This window comes from Amycolatopsis sp. NPDC114484, from assembly GCF_055633755.1.
The window spans coordinates 16,183-42,609 of record NZ_JBVKDQ010000030.1 but is presented as its reverse complement, the minus strand read 5'-3'; the positions used below and the strand labels follow the sequence as shown (position 1 = coordinate 42,609).

The following is a 26,427-nucleotide window of genomic DNA, read 5'->3' as shown; positions in this document are numbered from 1 at the left end:
GGAACCCGATGACCGGAACCGACGACACCCGGGCCGCGCTCAGTTACACGTCCTATCTGGCGCTCGACGAGGTGCTGACCGCGCAGCGCCCGCGCTCGGACGAACACGACGAACTGCTGTTCATCGTGATCCACCAGGTCTACGAGCTGTGGTTCAAGCAGATCCTGCACGAGGCCGAGTTCCTGCAGGAGAGCCTGGAGGCGGGCAAGACCGCGCATTCGATCCGCACCCTGCGCCGCATCCTGACCGTGCTGAAGGTGGTGGTCGCGCAGATCGACGTGCTGGAGACGATGACGCCCAGCCAGTTCACCAGTTTCCGCGCCCGCCTCGACGCGTCGAGCGGCTTCCAGTCCGGCCAGTTCCGCGAACTGGAGGCGGTGCTCGGCCGCCGCGACGAGCGCGTGTTCGCGCACTATCCGGACGGCGGCGAGCAGCGCACCCGGATCGCCGACGCGATGCGCCGCCCGTCGGTGTTCGACTCGTTCCTGACCTATCTGTCCGGAAAGGGCTACCCGGTTGCCACCGATCGCGACGTGACCCGTCCGATTGAGGCGTCGCCGGAGCTGCAAGAAGTGCTGCTGAAGGTTTACCAGGACGACGGCGGCCCGTCGGTGCTCGCCGAGGCGCTGGTCGACCTCGACGAGGGCCTGCAGGAATGGCGCTACCGGCACGTGAAGATGGTCGAACGCACGATCGGCGACAAGACCGGCACCGGCGGTTCGTCCGGCGCGACCTACCTGCGCACCACGCTGTTCAACCCGATGTTCCCGGACCTCTGGGCTGTCCGGAGCCGGTTGTGACCACAGTGGAATCCTTGCGCGCCAAGGAAAACGCGCTCGCCCCGCACTACTCGCGGTTCCGCGTCGCCGACCGGCTGCTGCTGTCGGCGCATTCGCACCAGGCCTGGCCGGACGTCGCCGAAGAGGGCCTGCGCGAAGCGTTCGCCGACGCCGCGGAGGAGGTGGACGAGAAGTGGGGCCGGGCGTTCGCGAAGGCCGACGAGCTGCGAAACGGGTTCCGGCAGTGGCTGTCCGATCCGCACGGCGACTACGCGCTCGGCCAGAACACGCACGAACTCGTGCTGCGGTTCCTGTCCGCGATCGAACTGCGGAAGCGGCCGCGATTGGTGACCACGGACGGGGAATTCCACACCCTGCGCCGCCAGCTCGCCCGGTTGGCCGAGGAGGGCGTCGAGGTCGTCCGCGTGCCCGCCGCGCCGGTGACCACTTTGGCCGAACGGCTCGCCGATCAGGTCGACGACCGCACCGCCGCGGTGCTCACGTCGGCAGTGCTGTTCGAGACGTCCTGGATCGTGCCGGGTCTCGCACACTTGGCGGAAACCTGCCGGAGCCGCTCGGTCGAGCTGGTGGTCGACGCCTACCACGCGGTCGGCGCGGTCCCGTTCCCGCTGCACGACCTCGGCCTCACCAACGCGTGGGTGCTCGGCGGCGGTTACAAATACCTCCAGCTCGGCGAGGGCAACTGCTTCCTGCGACTGCCCGCGCACGCCCAGGAACTGCGCCCGGTGATTACCGGCTGGTACGCGGAATTCGGTGCCCTCGCCGACGAACGCCGACCGGACGAGGTCGCGTACGCCCCGGGAGGCGACCGGTTCGCCGGAGCCACCTACGACCCGTCGAGCCACTACCGCGCCGTGCGAGTGCAGCGGTTCTTCGCCGAAGAGGGACTCACCGCAGAGTTCCTGCGCGAAGTGTCGCAGCACCAGGTCGGACTGCTCGCCGGCTGCTTCGACAATCTGGGCCTCCCCGACGACGTCGTCACCCGAGACCGGGAAACCCCGCTGGAGGGCATCGGCGGCTTCCTATCGCTGCGCAGTCCAGTCGCCGGGCAACTGTGCGAACGCCTGGCCGCGCGCGGCGTGCGGACCGACAGCCGGGGCCATTACCTCCGGTTCGGCCCCGCGCCGTATCTGTCGGATGAACAGCTCGAGACCGCGATTTCCACCCTTCGGGAAGCTGTCGCGGATCTGGGGTGAACCTCCCGGGACGCGGGTGGTGGCGCGAAGAACGGCGAAGTAGGTTGACGGTGTGCACTGTGGAACGGGCAACCCCCGTTTCCCGGTGCGCACCGTTCACACATTTGCGCGGCCACGAGCCGCGTGGGAGACAAAGGAGTCACCACCGTGACCGAAGGCGTGTTCGGCCGGCACGGCGGCCATGAACAAGTCGTGTTCTGCCACGACGAGGCCAGCGGGCTGAAAGCCATCATCGGCATCTACTCCACCGCTTTGGGCCCGTCCCTCGGCGGCACCCGGTTCTACCCCTACGCCACCGAAGACGCCGCGCTGGACGACGTTCTCGCGCTCTCCAAGGGAATGGCGTACAAGAACGCACTCGCGGGCCTCGACCTCGGCGGCGGCAAGGCCGTCATCATCGGCGACCCGAACACGCTGAAGTCCGAAGCACTGCTGCGCGCGTTCGGCCGGTTCGTGGATTCGCTCGGCGGCCGGTACATCACCGCCTGCGACATGGGCACCTACGTACGCGACATGGACGTCGTCGCCCGCGAGACCCGGCACGTCACCGGACGGTCGCCAGAGGACGGCGGGGCCGGAGACTCCTCTGTGCTCACTGCTTTCGGCGTGTATCAAGGAATGCGCGCGTCCGCGGACCAGGCGTGGGGCGTCCCCGAGCTGACCGGCCGCCGCGTCGGCGTGGCAGGTGTCGGCAAGGTCGGGCACATCCTCGTCGGCCACCTGGTCGAGGCTGGCGCGCACGTGGTGATCACCGATGTCGCACCCAGCGCCGTCGAACGCACTCGCGCGGCGTACCCGAGCGTCGAGGTGGTGTCCGATGTGGACACCATGATCGGAACCGCACTGGACGTCTTCGCACCCTGCGCGATGGGCGGCGTGCTCACCGACGAGACCGTGGCCGTCCTGCGCGCCCGAATCGTCTGCGGTGCGGCGAACAATCAGCTAGCACACCCCGGCGTGGACAAGCTGCTGGACGACCGCGGCATCCTCTTCGCCCCCGACTACCTGGTGAACGCGGGCGGCGTGATCCAGGTGGACGACGAACGGCACGGCTTCGACTTCGCCCGCGCGCAGCGCAAAACAGCGGCCATCTTCGACACCACGAAGGCGGTGTACGAGTTGGCGAAGGCCGACGGCGTACCCCCCGCCGCCGCAGCCGACCGCCTGGCCGAACGCCGGATGACCGACGTCGGCCGCCTGCGCTCGATCCTCACGGTGTAGCTCCGCGAAAGTCCGTGAAGGGAACCCTGAGGGAATCTAATTCCCTCAGGGTTCCCCTCACGACCCCCGCGCGCAGTGACGGCCCCTCCACGAACCTGGCTTCCTCAAGCGGCCCTTCGCGACCCGACTCGCCCCCGCCGTCGCGATCCACCAACGCCGAATGGGGCGCCGGCCCCATCACCAAGAACCGCAGCCCACACCCCCGACAGATCCAAGCACCCACACCACCCCCGCACCCCGATACGAAGCCAAAACGCGGTCTGGGGTTGCTTGTCAAGGCATCTTTCCCGCCTTGACAAGCAACCCCAGACCGTAGTCACGATCAAGCTTCGGGGTGCCCCCACGCACCCCAGCGGCGATCAGCCGCTCTTCCGCCGAAAAGTCCGCTTGTTAGCCGCGGGCCCATGCGCGTGCTGCCCCTGCTGCCCGGCGTTCTCGTGCGCGGCCCCCTCGCGGGACTTGGCCTGCTTCCGCTCCAGCGCCTCGCGGAACTTCCGCTTGACGTCGCCCTCCCCGTCGCTGGGTGCCGGTTGCGCTTCACTCATGGCTGACCTCCGAAGGTGACGACGTGATACCCCGTCAGCCTGGCACCCTTCACGCACCTTGGCGAGCTATTTCAGAGTGATGCCACCCGGCGGTGGCCAGGATCGACAGACCGCCGAGGCGCCGGCACGACAGCCTCCGCCAAGACCGGACGAACCCGCCGAACCGCACGCCATCCGGCACCGAGGACAAGCCCGAACCCCGCCGTACCAGCCAAAATCACCGCGACCCACCCGGTCGCCGCGGTGAAAAGCAGCTCCCCGGCCCGGCCGTAAACGAACCCGGAAAGCGCCGCCCAGCCCACCGCCGCCACCCCGGCCCCAGCGAGCGGCGTCGTGATCACTGCCACTGCTCCGACCGCGAGCGCCACGGCCACCACGGCGTAACCGGGATGCGCGGTGGCCCCGACAAGGTCCGCCGCGACCACGGCCGCCACCACCGCCACACAACCGAGCGGAAAACCGAACCCGCCCGCCAGCCGTCCTTCAGTACGCATGCCCCATGGCACCCCGCGCGACCGCGTAAACCAGGGCGCGCGTACAGGACCTGTACGCCCAGGCGCTGGTTATTGACGGCTTCTTGACTCCCGTCAGGCGCGAGCGGCCGCGCGGGCGATCGCGGCCACGATCTCGGGCCACAGCTGTTCCGGCAGGTCGTGCCCCATGCCCGGAACGATGACCAGTTCCGCCTCCGGGATCGCCGCCGCGGTGGCTTTCCCGCCGCTGACGTCGATCATCACGTCGGAGTCGCCGTGCAGCACGACCGTCGGCAGCCGCACGTCGCGCAGTCGTTCGGTACGGTCGCCCGACGCCACGACAGCGGCGGCCTGCCGCTGCATCCCGGCGGGGTGCCGTCCCCGGTCGTAGTTCCGGGTTGCCTTGCGCCGCAGGTATTCCTCGGTGGCCGGATAGCCCGGCGACCCCGTCACACGGTAGTTCGCGACGCTCAGTTCGATCTGCTCCTCGCGCGTTTCCGGCACCGGTTTGGTGAGCGTCGCCAGCGCGGCGGGGGAGACCTGGCCGACCGACGGGTCGCCGGTCGTCGACATGATCGACGTCAGGCTCAGCACCCGGTCCGGATGGTCGAGCACGAGCTGCTGCGCGACCATCCCGCCCATCGAAGCGCCGACGACGTGCGCCTTCGCGAACCCGAGCGCGTCGAACAGCCCGACGGTGTCGTCCGCGAGGTCCGACAGCAGGTACGGAGCCGGTGCGGTGCCCGCGACGATCCCGGCGAGGTCCGGCGTGCCCAGTTCGTCGAACCAGGTGGACAGGCCCGCGTCGCGGTTGTCGAAGCGCACGACGTGGAAGCCCTGGTTCGCGAGCAGCTCGCAGAACCCCTCCTCCCAGGTGATCATCTGGGCGCCGAGCCCCATCACCAGGACGATCGGCGGGGCGCCCGGATCGCCGAACGTGTCGTACTCGAGTTCGAGGCCGTTGGCCTGTGCGCGTGGCATGCCCCGATCATGCCGCAGCGTGGAACCGCGGGTGGCCGAGCCGGCGGGTTGCCGGTTACGGTGCACGGCATGCCGACTCCGCGTGCCGGACAGCGCGCCCGGTCCCGTTCGGCCGCCGGGCTGCCCGCGGTCACCGCGAAAAAAGTGATCGACGCGGCGGTGAAGCTCACCGTCGAACGCGGGCTGGAAAACTGGACGCTGCGGCAGCTGGCCGCCGCGATCGGCGCGTATCCGGCGGTCGTCTACCACCACGTCGGGGACCGGGACGCGGTCGTGTGCGCGGTGCTCGACCGGGTCGTCGGCCAGCTGCGGCTGCCGGACGACGGGCTGCAGTGGCAGGAGTGGTTCGTCGAGCTGCTGACCGGCCTGCGCGAGGTGCTGCGCAAGCACCCGGGCACCGCACGCCGGATGGCGTCGTTCGGCCCGTCGGTGGCGGCGGCCACGCCCACAGTGGACCGCGGCGTGCGGATCCTGCTGGACGCGGGCTTCGGCGCCGAGAGCCCGCTCGCCTACACCGTGCTCACCACCACCGCGTGCCAGTACGTCGCGCTGGAGGACGACCGCGACTGCAGCCTCGCGTTGCGCCTGGACAACACCGAGGAGTACGCCTCCTATCTCGGCCGCGAGGACCTGCCCGGGATGGCCTCGCACGCCGCCGCGATGCACGAACTGCTCGCCGACCCAGAGGCCGCCGCCGATTACCATCCGCGACTGTTCGACTTCGCGATCCGCCGGTGCCTCGACGGGCTCACGTGCCGATTGGCTCAGTTGCGCGACTGAAATTCGCGAAATTGCTCCGCCCGGGGGCCCGCGCTGGGCCGTCCGCGTGGTCATGATGAAAAGTCGGGCCGTCGCTGCGCCGACCGACACCGATTCGACGCTTTCCCGGCGTAGCGTGGACAGCTACCGGGGGCCTTGCCTCCGGAAGGGGCCCCCGGCACTTTCCTCCCCCCTCGTGGTGCCGGGGGTTCTCCTTCCGGCGCCTCAGTGCCGGGGCGGGTGCTGGATCGCGGGGAACACCTGGCCCACCACGGTCACGAGCGACATCGTGAGCAGCGTGTGGACCTGGTGCCGGTCCAGCGAGCGGTGCACGAGCCACTCCCGGCCCGCCGCCTTCACCATGCCGGCGAACGCGCGCACCGCGGCGTTCAGCTCCTCGCCGTGCGCGCTGTCGCGGGACAGCCCGACCGCCTCCAGCACGCGGTCGGCCGACGCGCGGTCGGCCGCGGCGACGATCCGGTCCACCTCCGGATCGCGGCCGATGCCCTCCGGCGCGATCGCGGCGAGCCACAGCTTCTCCTGCCCGCGCACCATGTCGAGCAGCCAGTCGATGGCGGCGTCCGCGCGCACTTCCAGCGGTCCGTCCGGCAGAATCTGCACCGCAATCCGTGGCACGGTAAGCGCGCGCCGAACTATTTCGAGGTACAACTCCCTTTTCGTTCCGAAATAATGATTGATCAGTCCGCGGGCCACGCCTGCCTCGGCCGCGATGTCCGAAGTGGACACTTCCGAATACGGTCGTTCGCCGAACAGTCTCGCCGCACAGGCGTAGATCTGCTCTTTGCGTTCGTCCGGTTCGAGTCGCCGCCACTTCGGCGCCGGATCGGTGCTCATGGCATCAGTTTGGCATGATCGGTTCAGTAAGGCGGATTAACCGGGCGGAATGTCGCGGCGGAAACACGTTCGGCTGCTACCGCGCGGTATGGGTTGACGGCCCCGCTCAGTCCGGAAGCTCGATCGGCGCGAGGTCCGCGAACCGGTCGCCCGGACCGGGATTCGCCGGATCGCTCGCGCCGCCGAAGTGCCGCTGCACGCCCCACACCGCGTTGAGCGCGGTCTGCACCGCGCCCTCGGCCCAGCCCGCCGTCCACGAGATGTCGTCGCCCGCAAGGAATAAACCGCGATAGCGCTCGGGCAGTGAATCCTGCACGAAGTGCGTGAAAAGCCGGTGCTGGTACCGGTAATGCCCGGGCAGGTTCGCCTTGAACGCGCCCATGAAATGCGGTTCGGCCTCCCACGACACGGTCACCGGGTCGCCCACGATGTGCCGCCGCACGTCGACGCCGGGGTAGATCTCGCGCAGCGACTGCAACATCACCTCGACGCGGTCGGACACGGAAAGCGGCAGCCACTTCAGCGAATCGTCGGCCCACGTGTAGGACAGGCAGATCACCGCGGGCCGGTCCGGGTCGTCGCCGAGAAGATAGGTGCCGCGCGGCATCCGGTCGGTGAGCGTCATGCTCATCGTGTCGCGGCCGGTGACCGGGTCCTTCTCAAGCCAGAACGGGCGGTCGACCGGCACGAACACCTTGGAGGAAGCCATATAGTGCGTGCGCTCGATGGCGGTCCAGTGGTCGATCGGGAAGAGCGCCTCGTCGCATTCGATCTTCGACAGCAGCATCCAGCTCTGCGCGGTGAACACCGCCGCGCCGAACGTGCGGATGTGCCCGGACTCGTCGGTGACGGTGATGTTGTTCGGCGCGGTGCGGTGCAGCCGCGTGACACCGGGCCGCGGCTGGCCGTTTTCGTGCAGGGAAGCCAGATTCGTGCCGGACGGCCAGTGCGCGAGCTGGTCCGGGACGTGCTCCCACAGCCGCTTCGGGAGCTGCCCGCTGCCGCCGACGATACTGCGGTGCTCGTCGTCCGCGCCGGTATAGACCACCCGGAGGATTTCGAGAATCGAGTTGGGGAAGTCGGTGTCCCAGCCGCCGGTGCCGAATCCGACCTGCCCGAAGATCTCTCGATGCTGGAATGAGGAAAATGCCGGGGAATCACACAGAAATCCGTAGAAAGTCTGGTTGTCGAGCCGGGGCACCAGTTCGTTCCAGATCTTTTTGACCGTCGCGGCGTCGCGATTGCGGATCGCGGTCTGCATCTCGGTGAACGACGCGTGCTCATCGAGGGTGCGTTGCCACGCCTTAGCCACTTCGCCATACACGTCGGGCAGATCTTCGGGCGTGCGCGCGTAATGGCTGCGGCCTTTGAGATCGACCACTGTGCTCGGTGTGGCGGCGGAAAGCGGGTTCGGGAACGGGATGGTTTCCAGTCCGGTCGTGTCGAGGTAGTGGAACAGCGACGTCGACGCCGGCGGGAACCGCATCGCGCCCATCTCGGCGACGACGTCGTCGGGCAGACCGGGGAAATGGTGCGTGCGCAGCCGTCCGCCGATCCCGTCGATCTCGTACACGACCGGCCGCAGCCCGAGCTTCATCAGCTCGTAGGCGGCCACGATGCCGGAGAGGCCGCCGCCGATCACCGCGACCTCGGCGCCGTGCGCCTGCTCCGGCACGGTGCCGAGCCCGGCCGGATGCGCGAGGTAATCGTCGTAGGCGAACGGGAAATCGGGGCCGAACATCGTGATCGGCCTGCCGGCCGGTTCCTCGGCGTGGATCGCGGCGGGAACTGCGGAGGTCATGCCCGGGGTCCTTCGGTGAGAGAGCGGTACAGCGACGGCCGTCGGTCGGCCAGGTACGGGGTTTCGGCTCGCGCCTGAGCGAGCACGGCGGGATCGAGGTCGGCGAAGAGCAGTTCTTCGTCCGGCCCGGCCTTCGCGACGACTTCATCCGGCGACGCGACTGTCGAGCGTCCGCAGTAGCTCAGCTCGCCTTCGGTGTCACAGCGGTTCGCGTACACGACGTACAGCTGGCTTTCGTGCGCACGAACCGGAATGAGCAAGTCGGCGACGCGCTCGTACGGCCGCATCAAGGCGGTGGGTACGAGCAGCACCTGCGTGCCCGCGAGCGCGTGCGCGCGGACCAGTTCGGGGAACTCGACGTCATAACAGATCAGCAGGCCGGCGCGGAGGCCGTTGAAGTCAGCCTGCACCACCGGCTCGTCGCCGGGAGAGAACTGGTCGCGGTCGAGGTCGCCGAACAGGTGGGTCTTGCGGTAGTTCGCGAGCCGTTCCCCTTGCGGGGACAGCAATTGCGCCGAGTTGAAGACCGCGTCGCCGTCGCGCTCGGGATAGCCGTAAACCACCCCGATCTTGTGCTGGGCAGCTAGCGCGCCCAGCTCGGCCGCGCGCGGTCCGTCCGCCCGTTCGGCCAGCTCGGCGACGGCTTTCGCACCGATGTTGTAGCCCGTCGTGCCCATCTCGGCGGTCACGAGGAGCTCGGCACCGCGCTCCGCCGCCGTGGCCATCGCCTCGGGCAGCCGGTCGTACGGTCCTTGGTGGACGGCGATGATCATCGGACCTCCGCGAGCCGCGAGCGGCGGATGCTGTAGCCGAAGTAGATCACGAGGCCGAGCAGCATCCACGCACCGAACACGATCCAGGTCGCCCCGTCGAGGCTGAACATCATGTAGGCACAGCAGAGTACGCCGAGGATCGGGGTGACCGGCGAGAACGGCACGCGGAAGGTGCGTTCGGCCTCGGGACGGCGCTTGCGCAGGATCAGCACGGCGATATTCACCAGCCCGAACGCGAACAACGTGCCGATGCTGGTGGCGTCGGCGAGTTTGCCGAGCGGGATGAAGGCGGCGAGCACCGCGACGAAACCGGACACCACGAGCGTGTTGGTGCGCGGCACACCGGTTTTCGGGTGCACCTTGGACAGCGCCTTCGGCACGAGCCCGTCGCGGGACATCGCGAACAGGATCCGCGTCTGTCCGTAAAGGACGGTCAGCACGACGCTGGAGATCGCCACGATCGCGCCGATCGCGAGCAGGATCGCCCAGAGCGGGTTGCTCGAGATCGTGGTCAGCACGTGCGACAGCGCGGCTTGCTTGTCGCCGAACTCCTGCCAGGGCAGCGCGCCGATCGCGGCGACCGCGACCAGGCAGTAGAGGACAGTGACGATGCCCAGCGACAACAGAATCGCGCGCGGCAGGTCCCGCTGCGGGTTGCGCGCCTCCTCTCCGGCGGTGGAGGCGGCGTCGAACCCGATGTAGGAGAAGAACAATTTCGCCCCGCCCGCGCTCATCCCGGCCAGCCCGAGCGGCAGGAACGGAGTGAAGTTCTGCGCGCGGACGGCGGTGAACGCGATGGCGCAGAACAGAATCAGCGTGCCGATCTTCACCACGACCATGACCGCGTTCGCCCGCGCGCTCTCCTTCGCGCCGGACAGCAGCAGCACCATCGCCAGCAGCACCACGACAATCGCCGGGATGTTGACGAGCCCGCCGTCACCCGGCGGCCCGCTGAGCGCCTCCGGCAGCGTGACGCCGAAGGCCAGGTGCAGGAGTTCGTTGACGTACTGACCCCACCCGACCGCGACGGACGCGACAGAGACGCCGTACTCCAGCACCAGGCACCAGCCGCACACCCAGGCGACCAGTTCGCCGAGCGTCGCGTACGCGTAGGAGTAGGAGGATCCGGAGCGCGGGATCATGCCCGCCAGTTCGGCGTAGGAAAGCGCGGAGAACAGCGCGGTGATCCCGGCGAGAACGAACGAGACCACGACAACGGGCCCGGCCACCGGGACCGCCTCGCCGAGCACCACGAAAATCCCGCTGCCCAGGGTGGCTCCGATGCTGAGCATGGTCAGCTGGCTGAGCCCGAGCGACCGCTTCAGCGGACCGTGATCCGCCTCGGACACCAGATCGGTGACCGGTTTGCGGCGCAGCATCGCCGCGGCGAGCCTCCCGCGCGCAGGATTGGAGGTGGTGGGGCTCACCGGGCGGCTCCTAGCGATTGATTGTGACGGCAGTGTCGACTTCGAGCCACGGTATCGATCGAAAATTGCCCCGAGAACCGAGATCTGTTGTGGATTGCTGGCAGTGGTGGGTGATTCATTGCGCTCTCGGGGTCGGTTGCTGCGAGGAGGTGCGGCCTGGAGAGGTCCGGGCTTCCGGGCCGCGAATGACTCTAAGTGATCGGGGAGCGGGTCCGCGGCGGCGGGTTTTCCCGCGCGGATCGGGTGTTTGGCGGGGTGCGCTGGAGCGGTGGCTGGGAGACCGGGGCTGCGGTGGGTGCTCGGGCGGTGCCGGTCAGCGCGCGCGGGCCGGTTGGGCGCAGCGACCTGGGGGTGGTGGGCGCGAGCGCTTCGGATTCCGGCTGCCGGGCGGAAGTGGGCGGGGCGACCTGGAGTCGTGGGTGTCGGGCGCGCGTGGCCACCGGGCAGTGCGTGCTCGGGCGGTATCACTCGTTGCGCGCGGATCGGTTGGGCCGAGCGACTCGGGGTGATAGGCGAGGGCGCTCCGGGTTCCGGCTCGGGGCGGGGCGGCGCCGTTGGGTGGAGTGGCGTGGCAGGCCGATTGGCGAAGGGCGCGGTGTAGCAGGCAGGTTGGCGCGAAGGCCCCGTTGGCTGGAGTGGTGTGGCTGGCAGGTTGGCGAAGGGTCTGTCGGCTGGCGCGGTGTGGCAGGCGGGTTGGCGAAGGGTCTGTCGGCTGGAGCGGTGCGGCAGGCGGGTTGGCGAAGGTGCTGCGCGGTCAGCCCTGGCGGCTATGGCTGCGGGCGGAACTTCGCTGGGGTCCGAGCGGCAGGAATGCGCTGGGCCCGGTCAGGAGGCGGGTGCTTCCGGAAGCAGCAACGTGAACGTCGGCGGATCGGGCTGCGAAAGGCGTAACCGGCCGCCCTCGGCTTCGGCCAGGCTTCTGGCCAGCCGGAGGCCGATGCCGTGCCCGCCGGGGGTGTGGTCGGCGAACGGGTCGCGTTCTCCGAGGTCCGGGCCTTCGTCGACGACGTCCACGGCCAGGGCACCGCCGGCGTCGCGGGCTCGGACGGTGATGGTTCCTTCGCCGTGGTTCAGCGCGTTGTCCAGCAGCACGGCGAGCACTTGCCGGACCGCGGGGGCCGACGCTCGGACTGGCGGCGGGTCGGTGATTTCCAGGCGCAACTCGCGGTGGTCGGGCAGCGGGCCGTCGGTCAACTCGGCCAGGAGAGAAGTGAGGTCCAGCTCGTCGCGAGGGGCGCGGCGTTCCCGGGACAGCGCCAGCAGGTCTTCGACGGTGCGTTCCAGCCGGTCGGCGGCGGTGATCCCGGCGCGGACCGCGGCATATGGGTCGCGGCCGGGGGTTTCCAGTGCGGATTCCAGTTGCAGGCGCAGCCCGGCCAGCGGGGTGCGCAGCTGGTGCGACGCTTCGGCGGAGAAGGCGCGTTCTCGTTCCAGGGTTTCGCCGATGCGGGTGGCAGTGACGTCCAGGGCCGCGCCGACGCGGTCGATTTCCGGGATCGCCGAGCGCCGGGAGCGCGCGGAGAAGTCGCCTTCGCCCAGGCGGGCCGCGGCGCAGGCGAGGTCTTCCAGCGGGCGGGTCAGCCGCGCGGCGATCCGGCGGGCGACCAGCCAGCTCCCGAGCACCGCGCCGATCGCGCACCCGGCCATCACCAGCCAGGTGATGCCGACGTCGCGGGTCAGCGCGGACCGGGGCAATGCCGCGCGCACGATGCCGGTGAGGCGCGCTCCGGTCAGCACCGGCACGGCCAGCACGTCCTCGTCGCCGACCTTCTGGTTCAGCATGTCGCTGCGGCTCGCGGCGACTCCGCGCACGACGTCGTCCGCGGTGGGCGGGCCGTCTCCGGCGAGGAGCTTGCCCGCCGGGTCGTAGACGCCGACCTCGGCGCCGTCCTCGTTGTCCGGGACCTGGAAGGGCTCGCCGGCGGCGAGCGCGTCGGACACCACGACGGCCGTGCTGTCGGCGGCCCGCTCCAGCGCGGACGTGGTGTGCGTGCGGAAGTACCACATCGCCCCGACGGCGAGCGGCAGCCCGAACAGGCTCGTGGCCAGGACCGCCGCGAGGACGGTGAGCGTCACGATCCGGCGGCGCACCCCGTCAGTCCCCCTCTAACCGGTATCCGTGCCCGCGCAAGGTCGCGATCCTCGGCACCTCGTACGGCGATTCGGCGGCCGAGGCGAGCTTGCGGCGCAGCGCGGCGATGTGCACGTCGAGCGTCTTGGTGGAGCCGTGCCAGTGCGAATCCCACACCTCGGACATCAGCGTGTCGCGGCTGACCGCCTGCCCCGGCTGGACCGCCAGCCGCGCGAGCAGGTCGAACTCCCGCGCCCGCAGCGCGACCTCCCGGCCGTTCAGGCTGACCCGTCTGCTCGCGATGTCGACCTCCAGCGCGCCGATCCGCACGACCGGCGTCGACGGCGCGGCGGGCGCGCCGCGGCGGAGGTGCGCGCGCACCCTGGCGAGCAGTTCGGCCAGCCGGATGGGCTTGGTGAGGTAGTCGTCGGCCCCGGCCTCCAGCCCGACCACGACGTCCATCTCGTCCGCCCGCGCGGTGAGGATCACCAGCACCGCGCCCGGCAGGGCCGAGCGCAGCCTGCGGCACACCTCGACGCCGTCGACGTCCGGGAGGCCCAGGTCCAGCAGCACGAGATCGGCCGCGGTCTCGCGCAGCGCGCTCCGGCCGTCCCGGCACCATCGCACTGTGTGGCCGTGCCCGCGCAGCGCGGAGTCGAGGACGCTGCCGATCGCCGCGTCGTCCTCCACCACCAGTACCTTCGCCATGCGGGAAGCCTAACCGGCCCCTCCCGGCCGTGTCCCCGCGTCCACAGTGGACCCTCAGCGGGACGCGGCCGAGGTCGGGCATAGTGGCTGCATGCTCGGTCTGTACCCGGAACTCGATCCGTACGACCACGGGATGCTGCCGGTCGGAGACGGCAATATGCTGTATTGGGAGGAATGCGGCAATCCCGAGGGCAAACCGGTCGCGTTCCTGCACGGCGGGCCCGGGGGCGGGGCGTCCGCGCGGCACCGGCGGCTGTTCGACCCGGAGCGCTACCGCATCGTGCTGTTCGACCAGCGCGGCTGCGGCCGGAGCACGCCGCACTGCAGCGACCCGGACGTCGACCTCTCGGTGAACACGACCTGGCACCTGGTGTCCGACATGGAGCAGCTGCGCGAGGACCGCGGCATCGACCGCTGGCAGCTGTTCGGCGGCTCGTGGGGGAGCGTGCTCGCGCTCGCCTACGCCGAGACGCATCCGGAGCGGGTGACCGAGCTGATCCTGCGCGGCGTCGCGACGTTGCGGCTGAAAGAAGTGCAGTGGCTCTTCGGCGGGGGCGCGGCGTGCGTGTTCCCGGAGGCGTGGTCGCGTTTCCTCGCGCCGGTGCCGTACGCCCGCCGCGGCGGCGACCTGCTCGAGGTGTACCACGAACTGCTGAACCACCCGGATCCGAACGTGCACGGGCCCGCCGCGCTCGCCTGGAGCCGGTGGGAGGGCGAAACCGTCAAGTTCACCCCGCAGGAAGAAGTGGTGGCCGCGTTCGCCGAGCCGGAGTTCGCGCTCGCGATCGCGCGGATCGAGAACCACTACTTCCGCCACGGCGGCTGGCTCGCCCCTGACCAGCTGATCCGCGGCGCCGGGAAGCTCTCGGGCATCCCGTGTGTTCTGGTGCAGGGCAGGTACGACGTGGTCACTCCCGCCACCACCGCCTGGGAACTCGCACAGGTGCTGCCGGGCGCCGAGCTGAAGATGATCGGCGACGCCGGGCACGCCTTCGACGAACCGGGCACGCTGCACGAGCTGATCAGCGCGACCGACCGGTTCGCGGCAGGGTGGGAGGGCAGGTCCGGGCTGTCGAGCGCGGAAGTCGAACGAAAGGAAATCCGCATGCTGTTCGGTGACGAGCACGTTCGCCGTTACGAGGAGACCGACGGGGAGGTCGGGCACGACTGGCAAGAGGGCGTGCCGACGCTGGTGCTCACCACGAAGGGCCGCAAGACGGGGCAGGACCGCAAGTTCGCCCTCATCTACCAGGAGGACGAGGGCAACCCGGTGATCGTCGCCTCGAAGGGCGGCGCGGAGAACCACCCCGGCTGGTACCTGAACCTGCGGGAGAACCCCGAGGTCCGCGTGCAGGTGCGGGCGGACAAGTTCACCGCGCGCGCCCGGACCGCGACCGGCGAGGAACGCGCCCGGCTGTGGGACAAGCTCGCCGCGGTGTGGCCCGCCTACAACGACTACCAGAAGAAGACCGACCGCGAGATCCCCGTGGTGGTGCTCGAGCGGGTGTGATTCCCGCCGCGTCCCGGGTCCGCGCGGCACCGAACCGGAGCGTCTTCCGCTACGAATGACGCTCATGGCGCTGCGCACCCGGACCCGGGACCACTGGACCCCTCTCGAAGGGGAGCTGCTCGGCTTCCGCGGCATGCAGCGGTACGGCAGGCGGTTCGCCAAGTCCGGCCGGGGCGCCTGGTACCACTTCGCGATCGAGGTCGTCTGGCAGCTGCTCGCCCTCACGAGCCGGTTCCGCGTGCGCGGCGCGCGGAACATCCCGGCCTCGGGCGGGGTCGTGGTGGCCTCCAACCACCTCTCGAACGCCGACCCGACGACGCTCACCGCGTTCTGCCTCGGCTCCGGCCGGGTGCCGCGGTACCTGGCGAAGGCGAGCCTGTGGAACGCGCCGGTGATCAAGTCGGTGATGCGTTCGGGCAAGCACATCCCGGTCCACCGGGGAGCGCCGACCGCGGCGGGTGCGTACCGCGACGCTGTCGCCGCGGTGCGGGCAGGCGAATGCGTGGCGATCTTCCCGGAGGCCGGGCTCTCCGCGGATCCGGACGGCTGGCCGGCGAAGGGCAAGACCGGCGCGGCGCGGATCGCGCTGGAGACCGGCGTGCCGGTGATTCCGGTCGCGAACTGGGGCACGCACGAACTGCTGCCCGCCGGCTCCTGGTTTCCGCGCGTCCTGCCGCGGCGGAAGATCGAGTTCGTCGCCGGGCCGCCGGTGGAGCTCGTCGATCTGCGCGGGCGGGAGCTGACCAGGGACGTGCTGGAGGAGGCGACGGCGCGGATCATGGCCGCGGTGACGGAGCTGCTGGCCGGCATCCGGGGCGTGCGCCCGCCGGTCTGACAACCGGATCCGGCGGTCCGGCTCGCCGCGGCGGCGACCACTGTGGACGATTCGGCCGCGCCCGAATCGGAATTACGGACCGGGCGACGTCCGATTCCGGCGAGCATCGCCAGGATTCGCCGGGGCGGCAGGCAGGTCCGGGGCGAGCGGCCGCCGGTCTGAAAGCGGGCGCCGTCACGCCGCCCCGCGCGGGCGCGGCGGGTAGTTTCAACGGTATGAGCGCAGACTATGACGTGGTGGTCCTCGGGGCCGGAGTCGGTGGGTACGTCGCGGCGATCCGGGCTTCGCAGCTGGGCCTGAGCGTGGCGGTCGTGGAGGAGAAGTACTGGGGCGGGGTGTGCCTCAACGTCGGCTGCATCCCTTCGAAGGCGCTGCTGCGCAACGCCGAGCTGGCGCACACGGTGAAGGAGGAGGCCAAGACCTACGGCATCTCCTCCGACGGGGAGATCCGGTTCGACTACACCGCGGCGTACGAGCGCAGCCGCAAGGTCGCGGACGGGCGCGTCAAGGGCGTGCACTTCCTGATGAAGAAGAACAAGATCACCGAGTACGACGGGCGCGGCACCTTCGTGGACGCCAACACCCTCGAGGTGAACGGCGAGCGGATCACCTTCACCTACGGCATCATCGCGACCGGCGCGACGGCTCGGCTGCTGCCGGGCACGCAGCGCAGCGAGCGCGTGGTCACCTATGAGAAGCAGATCCTCGAAAGCGAGCTGCCGGGCAGCATCGTGATCGCCGGGGCCGGCGCGATCGGCGTGGAGTTCGCCTACGTGCTGCGCAACTACGGCGTGGACGTGACGATCGTCGAGTTCCTCGACCGGATGGTGCCGCTCGAGGACGCCGAGGTGTCCGCCGAACTGGCGAAGCGCTACCGCAAGCTGGGCATCAAGGTGCTGCTGGGCACCAAGGTCGAGGCGATCGACGACTCGGGAGCCAAGGTGCTGGTGACCGTGTCGAAGAACGGCGAGCAGCAGGTGCTCGAGGCCGACAAGGTGTTGCAGGCCATCGGGTTCCGGCCGAACATCGAGGGCTACGGCCTGGAGAACACCGGCGTCGAGGTCACCGAGCGCGGCGCGATCGCGATCGACGGCCGCGGCCGGACGAACGTGCCGCACCTGTTCGCGATCGGCGACGTGACCGCGAAGCTGATGCTGGCGCACGCGTCGGAGTCGATGGGCATCGTGGCGGCGGAGACGATCGCCGGTGCGGAGACCATGGAGCTGGACTTCGTGATGATCCCGCGCGCGACCTACTGCCAGCCGCAGATCGCGAGCTTCGGCTGGACCGAGGAACAGGCGCGCGAGAAGGGCTTTGACGTCCAGGTGTCGAAGTTCCCGTTCACGGCCAACGGCAAGGCGCACGGCCTCGGCGACGCGGCGGGCTTCGTGAAGGTGCTGAGCGACGCGAAATACGGCGAACTGCTCGGCGCGCACCTGATCGGCCCGGACGTCACGGAGCTCCTGCCGGAGCTGACGCTGGCGCAGCAGTGGGACCTTACGGTGCACGAGGTTTCGCGCAATGTGCATGCGCACCCGACACTGGGCGAGGCGGTCAAGGAAGCGGTACACGGTCTGGCCGGGCATATGATCAACTTCTGATTCTTCGACGGTCGCCCTGGCCCGCGGTGGTTTCGCGGTCCGGGGCGCTGTCGTTTTCGGGCAGGGAGAACACCAGTTCCGGCCGGGACCACGAGATCTTCGGCGGTTTCGGCGGAATGGTCCCGACCTGCCGGGCGCCCATGCGTTCGTAGAACTTCACCGCGGGCGGATGCGACACCACGCGCACCTCGGTCAGCCCGTTTTCCCCTGCCAGCTCGAGGATTCGCTGCACAAGCCGGGCGCCCAGCCCGGTTCCCTGCGCTTCGTCGGCGACGAACAGCAGGTCCAGTTCGGCATCGGTGAGCGCGGCGAAACCCACTGGCCCGGACGGGCCCCGGGCGACCAGAACCTGGTGCTGGCGAAGGTAATCCGGCGTGACGGCGTAGCCCTCCAGGATCGAGGCGTACTGGCCTTGGTAGGCCGAGGACGAGTGCATGAGGTCGGTGAGCGCGGCGGCGTCGGCAGCGGTCGCGCGGTCGATCTTGAACATGCCAGGAACGGTAACCGGCACCACCGACAAAAACTGATCACTCGGCTCGGCGGGCGGGCAGCGCCGCGGCGCTGAGCAGGCAGAGCACGGCGCCGATCCCCAGGGAGAAGCGCACGCCGAGCACTCCGGCGGCGATCCCGCCGAGGGTGATGAAAATCGGTTTGGCGGTACGGGTTCCGGTCGACCAGGCGGTGAGCGTCCGCGTCAGAACGGAGTCGTCGATCAGCGACAGGCGGTACGCCGAGTAGGTCGGGTTGAAGATGCCCGCCACCAGCAACAGCCCGAAGTTCGCGGCGATCAGCAGGGTGACTCCGGCGGCTCCGGGAATTGCGAACGGCAGCGCGAGCAACCACGGCGTACGCGCGAAACTGGTCCACAGCAACACTTTCGGCGCACCGTGTCGAGAGCTGAGCGTCGGCGCGAGACGAGCACCGAGCAGCCCGCCGAGGCACGGGACGCCGAGCACGAGCCCGTATTCCCACGGCGCGAAGCCGAGATCCCGCAGCATCAGCACGGTTTGCAGCGGCGTGACCCAAAGGACCGCGCCGCTGAACAACACCGAGTTGAAGAACAACGGCCGTAGTTCAGGACTTCGCAGCAGGTAACGCCATCCGTCGGTGAACCCTCGGCGCGCAGGTCCTGAAGCAACCGCAGGCGGCGGCTCCGGCGCACGCAAGCGGCGGATTCCGAGCGCGGACAGCAGGAACGAGAAGGCGTCGATGAGCATCGTCGCGGTAGCGCCCAGCGCGCTGATCAAAAGCCCGCCCAACGGCGGTCCGGCTGACCAGCAGACCCAATCGGTGCTCTCGAAGCGGCTCAAGGCGATCGCTCGCTCGTCCGGTGCGACAAGGGCTTTGAGGTGTGCGCCGCTGGCCGCGGAGAAGATGACGGCGGCGGTGGCGACGACGATGTCGACGGCATAGAGCTGCGGCATGGTCAGCACGTGCAGCGCGGCCGCCAACGGCACGCTCGCCAGCACGGCGCAGCGGACCAGATCTCCGGTGATCATCGCGGGACGCTTCCGGGCGAATTCGACGCGCGGCCCGAGCGGGAAAGCGATGACCGCGCTGGAGGCGGCCGAGATGGCGGTGATCAGGGAGACTTGCCAGGCGGGCGCGTCGAGCACGAGCACCGCGACGAGCCCGAGCGCGCCCGCGCCGACCGTGCTGCCCGCCGTGCTGATCGCGTACGCAGCCCACAGCCGCGCGAAATCCCTCCCCAGGTTCGCCACGAGAGCAGAGTGCCAGCTCCGCTTCGGCACCGGGAAGAGGCGTCGGAGTCTCACCAGATGGGCCATCCGGGCAGATACCACTTTGGTCGGTGGTCTTACTCGCGGTCGCTCTTTAGATTCACGTGACCACAGTGGGTGGCCGGGGGCGAGAACAGGAGTTGTCATGAGAAGAACGAGCCGGGTAGCCGCGTATTCGGTGCCCCTCGCGGTCGGGGTGGTGCTCGCGGGGAGCGGGGTCGCCGTCGCGCAGCCGTCTGCCGCGGACGTGGCGAACGCGCGCTCGGGAGCGGGGATCAGCGCGCTGCAGGGAATCAAGAAGACCCTCAGCCCGGCCGAGCAGAAGCAGTCCAGCCAGCTCGTCGTGGAAAAGCGCCTGCGCGCCGACCGCGGTCTCGCCGCGCTGCTGCCGAATTACCGCACCGGGCTGCCGGTCAGCCAGGCGGGCACCGTTTCGGTGGATATCGCGGGCACGGCGGGTGCCGCGATCGCGAAGGCCGTGCGCGCCGCGGGCGGCACCGTTCAGTCCACCTCGTCCAATGGCTCGGTTCGCGCCCAGCTGCCGCTGAACGCGGTGGACCGGATCGCGGCGCGCGGTGACGTCCGCCAGGTCCAGCCCGCGACGCAGGCGATGACCTGGAACGAGCCCGACGCGCAGCGCCAGCAGCTGGCCAAGAAGGCCGTCGCCGCCGCGCAGGTGTCCGAAGGGGACAAAGCCCACGGCGCGGACACCGCCCGCACGGATTACGGCGTGAACGGCACCGGCGTGAAGGTCTGCGTGCTTTCCGACGGCGTCAACTCGCTGAAGAAGTCGCAGGACGCTGGCGAACTGCCGGCGGTCGACGTGCTGCCCGGCCAGGCGGGAAGCGGTGACGAGGGCACCGCGATGCTGGAGATCGTCCACGACCTCGCCCCGGGCGCGACGCTCGGCTTCGCGACCGCCTTCACCAGCGAGTCGAGCTTCGCGGACAACATCCGCGCGCTGCGCAACACCGGCAAGTGCACAGTGATCGTCGACGACGTCGCGTACTTCGACGAGTCGCCGTTCCAGGACACGCAGGTCGCGCAGGCGGTCAACGACGTGACCGCGGCCGGCGCGCTCTACTTCTCCTCCGCGGGCAACTCCGGCAATCTCACCGACGGCAGCAGCGGCTACTACGAGGGCGACTTCCGCTCGTCCGGCACCACGCTGCCGGGCGTCACCGGCACCCCGCACGACTTCGACCCGGGCAGCGGCGTGCAGACCACCGACCCGCTGTCGCCAGGCTCGCTCGGCAGGCCGGTGACGCTGTTCTGGTCGGACCCGTGGGGCCACTCGACCAGCGACTACGACCTGTTCCTGCTCGACGCTTCCGGCAGCGTCGTCGCCTCCAGCGCCAACCCGCAGAACGGCTCGCAGAACCCGTACGAGAGCCTGACCGTGCCGACGTCCGGTTCCGGTTACCGCCTCGCGGTGGTCAAGTACAACGGTGCGGACCGCTTCTTCGCGCTCAACGTGGTCCGCGGCCGGTTCGTCGACTCCGGTTCGCTCAAGGGCTTCAGCACCGCAGGCGTGACCTCGGGACACTCGGCGGCGGCTGCGGCGTTCTCGGTGGCCGCGGCCCCGGCGGCGACCGCGTTCGGACGTCCGCTGGAGACCGGCGACCCGGCGAACCCGGCCGGCCCGTACCCGGGTCTGTTCACCTCGGCCAGCAAGTGGGAGCGCTTCACCTCCGACGGTCAGCGGCACCTCTTCTACAACGCCGACGGCACGGAGCTGACCCCGGGCAACGTCTCCTCGACCGGCGGCGCGACCCGTGCGAAGCCGGACATCACCGCGGCGGACGGCGTGGCCACCTCGGTCGCCGGCTTCCAGCCGTTCTTCGGGACCTCGGCGGCGGCCCCGCACGCGGCGGCGATCTCGGCGCTGCTGCTGTCGGGCAAGCCGTCCGCGACCCCGGCGGACGTCCGCACGGCGCTGGTGTCGAGCGCGATCGACCTCGGCGCGCCCGGGTTCGACGCGGTGACCGGCAAGGGCGTGATCATGGCCGGCCCGGCGCTGGCCGCGCTGGGTGTGCCGAAGAAGTAGCGGTACCGGGAACGGCGGGTTCCCCGACCGGGGTTTCTCGCCAAGGGCGGTGGTCCGTGAGGGGCCCTTGAGGGAATCTGATTCCCTCAAGGGCCCCTCACGGACTTCTTCGGGAGCTGGGAACCCGCCCTTTCAGCGTCCGGCGACCAGCAGGTGAAACGCCCGCGGCCCGTCGCCGAGCCGGTCGTGGCGGCGGAGTTCCAGCCCCGCGTCCGCGAGCGCGCTTTCGATCTCTTCCGGCGGGCGGAGACGGAAGCCGTGGCCGGTGAACGGCATCTCGCGCATCGTTTCGGGATCCCCGATGCCGACAACGAACCGGCCGCCCGCCGCGAGCACCCGCGCGACCTCCGCGAACGCGGGCGCCAGGTCGGGAATGAAGTAGACCGTGTTGACGGTCAGCGCCGCGTCGATCGTCCCGTCTTCCAGCGGAAGCTCGGCCATTCCGGCTTGGTGCAGCACCAGCCGTCCGGCGGCGAGGTTCTTCGGGAACGTCCGGCGCGCCCGGGCCAGCGCCGTTTCGGAGATCTCCGCGCCGTGCACGGTGCCGCCCTCGGTGGCCCGCAGCAACAGGTCGAGACCCAGCCCGCCGCCGAAACCGAGGTCCAGTGCGGTTTCGCCGCGGCGGATCTCCAGCGCGTCGACCGCTCCGGTGACCGGCCCGCGGTTGACGTTGTTGAGCAACCGGACGACAGCCTGCCCGGCCCGGCCCCGCGGATGACCCAGCTGTTTGGCCAAACCGGCGAGCAAAGTGTCACGTGGTCCCATGAACCCAGTGTGCCGCGATATGGCAACGTGCGGGCGAACGGACTTTTGAGGAGGCGACGTGCCGGAGAAAACCGCTGTGGTCACCGGGGCAGGTTCCGGGCTGGGCCGCCGGATCGCCGAAGCGCTGCTCGGCGCCGGTTACCGGGTCGCGCTCGCCGGGCGTCGCGAGGACGCTTTGCGTGAGACGGCCGGTTCGGACGCGAACGCGCTGGTCGTGCCCGCGGACGTCGCCGATCCCGCTTCGGTGGAGGCGCTTTTCTCGACGGTGCGCAGCGAATGGGGCCGGTTGGACCTGCTGGTGAACAACGCCGGAGTATCGCTCGGCGGCACCGTCGCGGATCTGTCCGTCGAGGACTGGCGGCGCACCGTCGACACGAACCTCACCGGCATGTTCCTGTGCGCGCAACAGGCCGTGCGGCTGATGCGCGACCAGGACCCCCGTGGCGGCCGGATCATCAACAACGGCTCGATCTCCGCGCACGCTCCGCGCCCGGCGAGCGTCGCCTACACCGCCACCAAGCACGCCGTCACCGGCCTGACCCGGTCGATTTCGCTCGACGGCCGTGCCTGGAATGTCGCGTGTGGACAGATCGACATCGGCAACGCGGCCACCGAGATGACCGAGCGGATGGCCGCGGGCATCCCGCAGGCCGACGGGCGGCTGCTGGCCGAGCCGACCTTCGACGCGGGCCACGTCGCCGACGCGGTGCTCTACATGGCGGGATTGCCGCTGGACGCCAACGTCCAGTTCCTCACCATCACCGCCACCACGATGCCGTTCATCGGCCGGGGATGACGCCGTCGCGGCGGAACTCGTCGAACAGCCGGTAGAACATCTGCTCAGTGTCCACATAGGAGTGGAAACCGGCGCGGCGCGACTTCGACGTGTCCGCGAACATGTCGTAGTCCCAGGAGAAAACGAAGTCGCCGAAGGCCCACGAAGAAACGTCGGCGTATGACGCGGTGAGGCCGTGCTTCGCCGCCATCTCCGTCCACAGTGGTTCCTTGTCGGCCATCACCGTGGTCAGCGGCAGTGGTAGCGGCGGCGCGACTTCGAGGTCGAAGTACGCGGCCAGCTTCGGCCACAGCTCGCGCCAGCGGAAGAGATCCCCGTTGGCGATGTTGAAGGCTTCGTCGCGGCTGGACGTCGCCGCCCACACCGTGCCCTCGGCGAGCAGCTGCGCGTCCGTCATTTCCAGCAGGCTGTCGTACGCGCCGGGCTTGCCGGGAAACCGCAGCGGCAGGCCGAGTTCCTTCGAGATCGAGGCGTAGACCGCGATCACGAGCGCGAGGTTCATCGGGTTGCCGAGCGTCGTCCCGCCGACCACGGACGGCCGGATCGCCGACCACGACCAGCCGCCTGCCGCGGCCCGGCGTTCCAGGAACTTTTGCTGGTCCACGTTGAACTCCGGCGGCATGTGCTGTCCGGCGTCGGCTTCGCGGGCGGGAGTCGGGAACGGGCCGAGGTGCGCGCCGTAGACCTTGTAGCCCTGCATCAGGCTGACGTGCTCCAGCGGGCCTTCGTCGAGGCCGTTCACCAGGTTCTCCAGCATCGCCATGTTCGGCGGCACGAGTTCCGCCCACGTCGGCCGGTCCTGGTAGGCCGCGTAGAACAGGTGCGTCGCGCCGATGCCGGCGAGTGCCGCCCGGGTGCCCGCCGGGTCGAGCAGGTCGACGGCGAGGCTGTCCGGACCGCCGCGACGGGAGAGCCCGAGCACCTCCCATCCGTCGAGAGTCCGCAGGTGAGAGACGAGTTTCCGGCCGATGATCCCGTTGGCCCCGGCCACCAGGGCCACGCGTGTGCTGCTCATGTCTTCGATCCTGACCCCGGTGGAGTGATGAGTCCAAGGCTTACTTCTCACCGCTTCGATAAACTATGTTTATGACAAGCCTGCGGCAGCTCGAATACCTGGTCACGGTGGTCGACACCGGTTCGTTCACCCGGGCCGCCGAGCAGTTGCACGTGACGCAGCCCGCCCTGTCGCACCAGATGCGAGCGCTGGAACACAGCGTCGGCGGGCCGTTGCTGGAACGGTTGCCGCGTTCGGTCCGGCTCACGCCGATGGGCCGCGCGATGCTGCCGCATGCCCGCGCCGCGCTCGCCGACGCCGAACGCGCCCGGTGCGCCGCGCGGCAAGCTTCTGGCCAGGTCGCTGGGGAACTGCTGATCGCGACCGTGTACTCGGTGAGTCTCGGCGTGCTGCCGCCCGCGCTCCGGGTGTGGCGGCGCGAGCGGCCGGACGTCGACGTGCGGCTTTTCGAATACCGCCACGCCGACGAACTGCGCGACGCGATGCTGGCCGGGGAAGCGGACCTCGCGATCGGTCCGCGTCCGGATAACTGGACCGGCCCGGTGCGGTCGCTGGGCACCGAGGAGTTCGTCGTGGTGCTCCCGGCCGACGGCGCGACGGAGTCCACTTCGGACGGTACGGTCGAGTTAGCCGAGCTTGCCGACTGCGCGTGGGTGCATTACGCGCCTGGGCACGGCTTAGCGGAGCTTCTCGACGCTGCCTGTGCGGAAGCGGGGTTCCGGCCTCGGCCAGCGGTGCGCACGGAGCAGACCGCCGCCGCCCCGTTGCTCGCCGCGGCCGGATTGGGGCCCGCGTTGGTTCCGGCGAACGTGTTGCCTGCCGAGTTCAGCGGCCGGGTTTTGCGTCCTGGCAAGCCGATCCGACGGGAGCTGGTCGCTTACGGCCGCAGCGAACCGGATCCGTTGACAGCAGCGTTCGGCGACGTGCTGGCGCAGCACGCGCGGGTTTAGTCCCGCAGCCGAGTCAGATCGATTCCGGCGAACGGCGTCGTCACCGCGTCGTGGACCCGGGCGGACCAGACGGCGTGCCCGTGTCCAGTCCACAGTGGAATCGCCGGGAGATCTCGCAGGGCTTCGTTCTCCGCGATCCGGAACAGCTGCGCGGCTTCTTCCGGCGACGCGGTCGTTTCGGCGGAGTTGAGATCGGCGGCGAACCCCGCGTCGGGGTAACCGGCGGCGTCCGCGAGAGCGTGCAAGATGTCGGACGGGCTCGGCGACACGGCCTTGAGTTCCAACGCGGACGGTCCGGTCGGCTTGCCCCCGGTCGCTTTTCGCTGCGCGGTCACCGAGATTCCCAGGCTCTTCGACAAACCGTCGGCCAGCGCCTGCGGCCAAGTGCCGTCGAAGCTGTCGTAGTACACCGCGGCATCGCCGGTGAATCCCGCTTGGTTCAACAGGGATTTGGCGGCCGGACCGTCGAAAGTGCACGGACGGCAGCTCCCGGACCGTTCGCCGGGCGCGACCGCCGGCGGCAGCAATCCCTTGGCCGCGTCCGCCTGGTGCGCGAGGGGCCCGGACTCCAGCGCGCCGCGGTCGGTGCCGAGCGCGAAGGCGTGCCGTACCGCCGGGTCGGCGAATCGCGTCGCCTCAGCGGAAAACACCAGGTAACCGGCGCGGGGGAGCGCCCACATCGCGTGCCGGTCGGCGAAATCGGCGTGCATGGCCTCGTGCCGGTCGCCGGGGACGGACGTGGCGACGTCGAGCGTGCCCTCCTTGACGTCGTCGTACTGCTCCGCCGGATTGCCGACGCGCAGCTCGATTTCCTTGGCCCGCCCCGGATCCGCGGTGAACCGGACGAGCTTGCCGCCGGAGCCGGACTGCCAGTCCCCCTCCAGCCGCAGCGGGCCGTTGCCGATCGGATGGCGGGCGAATCCGTTCCAGTCGCGCGATTTCAGCACCGAAGCGGGCAGCGGAACCAGGCCCGGCGCGGACAGCCACGCTGGCACCTGATTCGACGGCCGGTCGAGCACGATCCGCAGCTGTGCCGGGTCGACCGCGGTGATTTCCTTGGCTCGCAACGACTTCGTGAGCACCGGGGTACTGGCCCAGTGGTGGCCCGCGATCGCCTTCCAGGTGTCCGCATAGGACTGCGCGGTGACCGGGGTGCCGTCGTGGAACTTCCCGGGCCGCAACCGCACGGTCCAGGTCACCCGGTCCGCGCTGCTGATCGACTCGGCCGCGCGCGGGGTGGCTTTTCCGCTGGCCGGATCGTAATCGGCGAGCGGGGTCCACAGCGCGCCGGTGACGAGCCGCCCGGAAGGATCGGTGACGTCGGCGGGCAACAGGGTTCCGGGTTCCCCGAGGCCGACCGACAAGACGCCGGGCCGGGCGGGTTCGGCCGACGACGAACAGCCGGGGAGACCGGCCGCGACGACGGCGGCGAGCGTGAGCGGGACCAGCAGACGCGATCGCATGGTGTCTTACTACCAGGTGGAAAGCAACGAAAGGCGGTTGTGTCCGGTTAGGGACCGTCTTAAAGTACTTCAGTCACACTGGGGTCTCCGGGAGGT

At 69.8% G+C, this 26,427-nt stretch carries 24 protein-coding genes and 1 pseudogene; 11 read left to right on the top strand and 14 right to left on the bottom strand.

From position 1 onward, the window contains the following. Positions 1 to 8 precede the first annotated feature (8 nt). From ACZ7SW_RS40510 to ACZ7SW_RS40500, 3 genes are all read left to right on the top strand, one after another. Entirely contained in the window at positions 9 to 800 is a 792-nt protein-coding gene (locus tag ACZ7SW_RS40510; RefSeq protein ID WP_470235658.1) for a tryptophan 2,3-dioxygenase, read from the top strand. Beyond that, on the top strand, positions 797 to 1,996 hold the full coding sequence (locus ACZ7SW_RS40505) for a kynureninase (RefSeq protein WP_470235657.1): 1,200 nt from the start codon (positions 797 to 799) through the stop codon (positions 1,994 to 1,996). Before ACZ7SW_RS40510 ends, ACZ7SW_RS40505 begins: the two co-directional genes overlap by 4 nt. 147 nt (positions 1,997 to 2,143) lie before the next feature. Beyond that, a complete protein-coding gene (locus tag ACZ7SW_RS40500; protein WP_470235656.1) occupies positions 2,144 to 3,217 on the top strand; it encodes a Glu/Leu/Phe/Val dehydrogenase dimerization domain-containing protein in 1,074 nt (357 codons plus the stop codon). Positions 3,218 to 3,576: 359 nt separating this feature from the next. Here ACZ7SW_RS40500 and ACZ7SW_RS40495 read toward each other — a convergent pair whose 3' ends face one another. The 3 genes from ACZ7SW_RS40495 to ACZ7SW_RS40485 form a co-directional block, all read right to left on the bottom strand. After that, positions 3,577 to 3,762 (bottom strand): DUF5302 domain-containing protein, encoded by a 186-nt coding sequence (locus ACZ7SW_RS40495; RefSeq protein ID WP_344287092.1) that lies wholly within the window; start codon positions 3,760 to 3,762, stop codon positions 3,577 to 3,579. 71 nt (positions 3,763 to 3,833) lie between these two features. Continuing rightward, the gene (locus ACZ7SW_RS40490; RefSeq protein ID WP_470235655.1) at positions 3,834 to 4,256 is read right to left on the bottom strand and encodes a hypothetical protein; all 423 of its coding nucleotides are present in this window, start codon (positions 4,254 to 4,256) and stop codon (positions 3,834 to 3,836) included. A 93-nt stretch (positions 4,257 to 4,349) separates the two neighbouring features. Then, complete coding sequence (locus ACZ7SW_RS40485) at positions 4,350 to 5,216, bottom strand: alpha/beta fold hydrolase (RefSeq protein ID WP_470235654.1); 867 nt, start codon at positions 5,214 to 5,216, stop codon at positions 4,350 to 4,352. Between the two features lie 69 nt (positions 5,217 to 5,285). On the opposite strand from ACZ7SW_RS40485, the gene ACZ7SW_RS40480 reads away from it, so the two are divergent. Further along, entirely contained in the window at positions 5,286 to 5,996 is a 711-nt protein-coding gene (locus ACZ7SW_RS40480; RefSeq protein ID WP_470235653.1) for a TetR/AcrR family transcriptional regulator, read from the top strand. 204 nt (positions 5,997 to 6,200) lie between these two features. On the opposite strand, the gene ACZ7SW_RS40475 is transcribed toward ACZ7SW_RS40480, so the two are convergent. The 6 genes from ACZ7SW_RS40475 to ACZ7SW_RS40450 all read right to left on the bottom strand — a co-directional run bounded on the left by ACZ7SW_RS40475 (position 6,201) and on the right by ACZ7SW_RS40450 (position 13,610). Beyond that, positions 6,201 to 6,830, bottom strand: a complete 630-nt coding sequence (locus ACZ7SW_RS40475; RefSeq protein ID WP_470235652.1) for a TetR/AcrR family transcriptional regulator — start codon at positions 6,828 to 6,830, stop codon at positions 6,201 to 6,203. 106 nt (positions 6,831 to 6,936) lie between these two features. Then, positions 6,937 to 8,631 (bottom strand): flavin monoamine oxidase family protein, encoded by a 1,695-nt coding sequence (locus ACZ7SW_RS40470; protein ID WP_470235651.1) that lies wholly within the window; start codon positions 8,629 to 8,631, stop codon positions 6,937 to 6,939. Next, positions 8,628 to 9,404, bottom strand: a complete 777-nt coding sequence (locus ACZ7SW_RS40465; protein WP_470235650.1) for a carbon-nitrogen hydrolase family protein — start codon at positions 9,402 to 9,404, stop codon at positions 8,628 to 8,630. The genes ACZ7SW_RS40470 and ACZ7SW_RS40465 overlap by 4 nt, the downstream gene beginning before the upstream one ends. Next, entirely contained in the window at positions 9,401 to 10,783 is a 1,383-nt protein-coding gene (locus tag ACZ7SW_RS40460) for an amino acid permease (RefSeq protein WP_470235700.1), read from the bottom strand. The genes ACZ7SW_RS40465 and ACZ7SW_RS40460 overlap by 4 nt, the downstream gene beginning before the upstream one ends. Before the next feature lie 873 nt (positions 10,784 to 11,656). Continuing rightward, on the bottom strand, positions 11,657 to 12,922 hold the full coding sequence (locus ACZ7SW_RS40455; RefSeq protein ID WP_470235649.1) for a HAMP domain-containing sensor histidine kinase: 1,266 nt from the start codon (positions 12,920 to 12,922) through the stop codon (positions 11,657 to 11,659). Positions 12,923 to 12,926: 4 nt separating this feature from the next. Further along, on the bottom strand, positions 12,927 to 13,610 hold the full coding sequence (locus ACZ7SW_RS40450; protein ID WP_470235648.1) for a response regulator transcription factor: 684 nt from the start codon (positions 13,608 to 13,610) through the stop codon (positions 12,927 to 12,929). A 91-nt stretch (positions 13,611 to 13,701) separates the two neighbouring features. Here ACZ7SW_RS40450 and pip point away from each other — a divergent pair. From pip to lpdA, 4 genes and pseudogenes are all read left to right on the top strand, one after another. Further along, a pseudogene (gene pip, locus ACZ7SW_RS40445) lies at positions 13,702 to 14,640 on the top strand (prolyl aminopeptidase); the annotation flags it as partial. A 75-nt stretch (positions 14,641 to 14,715) separates the two neighbouring features. Continuing rightward, positions 14,716 to 15,120: a nitroreductase family deazaflavin-dependent oxidoreductase gene (locus tag ACZ7SW_RS40440; protein WP_470235699.1), complete on the top strand. Its 405-nt coding sequence runs from the start codon at positions 14,716 to 14,718 to the stop codon at positions 15,118 to 15,120. 55 nt (positions 15,121 to 15,175) lie between these two features. Further along, positions 15,176 to 15,955 carry a lysophospholipid acyltransferase family protein gene (locus ACZ7SW_RS40435; RefSeq protein ID WP_470235647.1) on the top strand — a complete coding sequence of 260 codons (780 nt, stop codon included), beginning with the start codon at positions 15,176 to 15,178 and terminating at the stop codon, positions 15,953 to 15,955. Positions 15,956 to 16,170: 215 nt separating this feature from the next. Next, positions 16,171 to 17,556, top strand: coding sequence for a dihydrolipoyl dehydrogenase (gene lpdA / locus ACZ7SW_RS40430; RefSeq protein WP_470235646.1), 1,386 nt, complete (start codon positions 16,171 to 16,173; stop codon positions 17,554 to 17,556). Here the strand turns inward: lpdA and ACZ7SW_RS40425 are convergent. Next, positions 17,546 to 18,046 carry a GNAT family N-acetyltransferase gene (locus ACZ7SW_RS40425; RefSeq protein WP_470235645.1) on the bottom strand — a complete coding sequence of 167 codons (501 nt, stop codon included), beginning with the start codon at positions 18,044 to 18,046 and terminating at the stop codon, positions 17,546 to 17,548. The genes lpdA and ACZ7SW_RS40425 overlap by 11 nt on opposite strands. A gap of 37 nt (positions 18,047 to 18,083) precedes the next feature. Beyond that, the gene (locus tag ACZ7SW_RS40420; RefSeq protein ID WP_470235644.1) at positions 18,084 to 19,277 is read right to left on the bottom strand and encodes an MFS transporter; all 1,194 of its coding nucleotides are present in this window, start codon (positions 19,275 to 19,277) and stop codon (positions 18,084 to 18,086) included. A 163-nt stretch (positions 19,278 to 19,440) separates the two neighbouring features. Here ACZ7SW_RS40420 and ACZ7SW_RS40415 point away from each other — a divergent pair, with 163 nt between their 5' ends. Next, positions 19,441 to 21,342 (top strand): S8 family peptidase, encoded by a 1,902-nt coding sequence (locus tag ACZ7SW_RS40415; protein WP_470235643.1) that lies wholly within the window; start codon positions 19,441 to 19,443, stop codon positions 21,340 to 21,342. A 132-nt stretch (positions 21,343 to 21,474) separates the two neighbouring features. Here ACZ7SW_RS40415 and ACZ7SW_RS40410 read toward each other — a convergent pair whose 3' ends face one another. Then, positions 21,475 to 22,107 carry a class I SAM-dependent methyltransferase gene (locus ACZ7SW_RS40410; protein ID WP_470235642.1) on the bottom strand — a complete coding sequence of 211 codons (633 nt, stop codon included), beginning with the start codon at positions 22,105 to 22,107 and terminating at the stop codon, positions 21,475 to 21,477. A 58-nt stretch (positions 22,108 to 22,165) separates the two neighbouring features. On the opposite strand from ACZ7SW_RS40410, the gene ACZ7SW_RS40405 reads away from it, so the two are divergent. Next, the gene (locus ACZ7SW_RS40405; protein ID WP_470235641.1) at positions 22,166 to 22,903 is read left to right on the top strand and encodes an SDR family oxidoreductase; all 738 of its coding nucleotides are present in this window, start codon (positions 22,166 to 22,168) and stop codon (positions 22,901 to 22,903) included. On the opposite strand, the gene ACZ7SW_RS40400 is transcribed toward ACZ7SW_RS40405, so the two are convergent. After that, positions 22,887 to 23,918 carry an SDR family oxidoreductase gene (locus ACZ7SW_RS40400; RefSeq protein ID WP_470235640.1) on the bottom strand — a complete coding sequence of 344 codons (1,032 nt, stop codon included), beginning with the start codon at positions 23,916 to 23,918 and terminating at the stop codon, positions 22,887 to 22,889. The genes ACZ7SW_RS40405 and ACZ7SW_RS40400 overlap by 17 nt on opposite strands. Before the next feature lie 71 nt (positions 23,919 to 23,989). Here ACZ7SW_RS40400 and ACZ7SW_RS40395 point away from each other — a divergent pair, with 71 nt between their 5' ends. Further along, entirely contained in the window at positions 23,990 to 24,868 is an 879-nt protein-coding gene (locus ACZ7SW_RS40395) for a LysR family transcriptional regulator (RefSeq protein ID WP_470235639.1), read from the top strand. Here the strand turns inward: ACZ7SW_RS40395 and ACZ7SW_RS40390 are convergent. Continuing rightward, positions 24,865 to 26,331, bottom strand: coding sequence for an ABC transporter substrate-binding protein (locus ACZ7SW_RS40390; protein WP_470235638.1), 1,467 nt, complete (start codon positions 26,329 to 26,331; stop codon positions 24,865 to 24,867). The genes ACZ7SW_RS40395 and ACZ7SW_RS40390 overlap by 4 nt on opposite strands. Between the last annotated feature and the right edge of the window lie 96 nt (positions 26,332 to 26,427).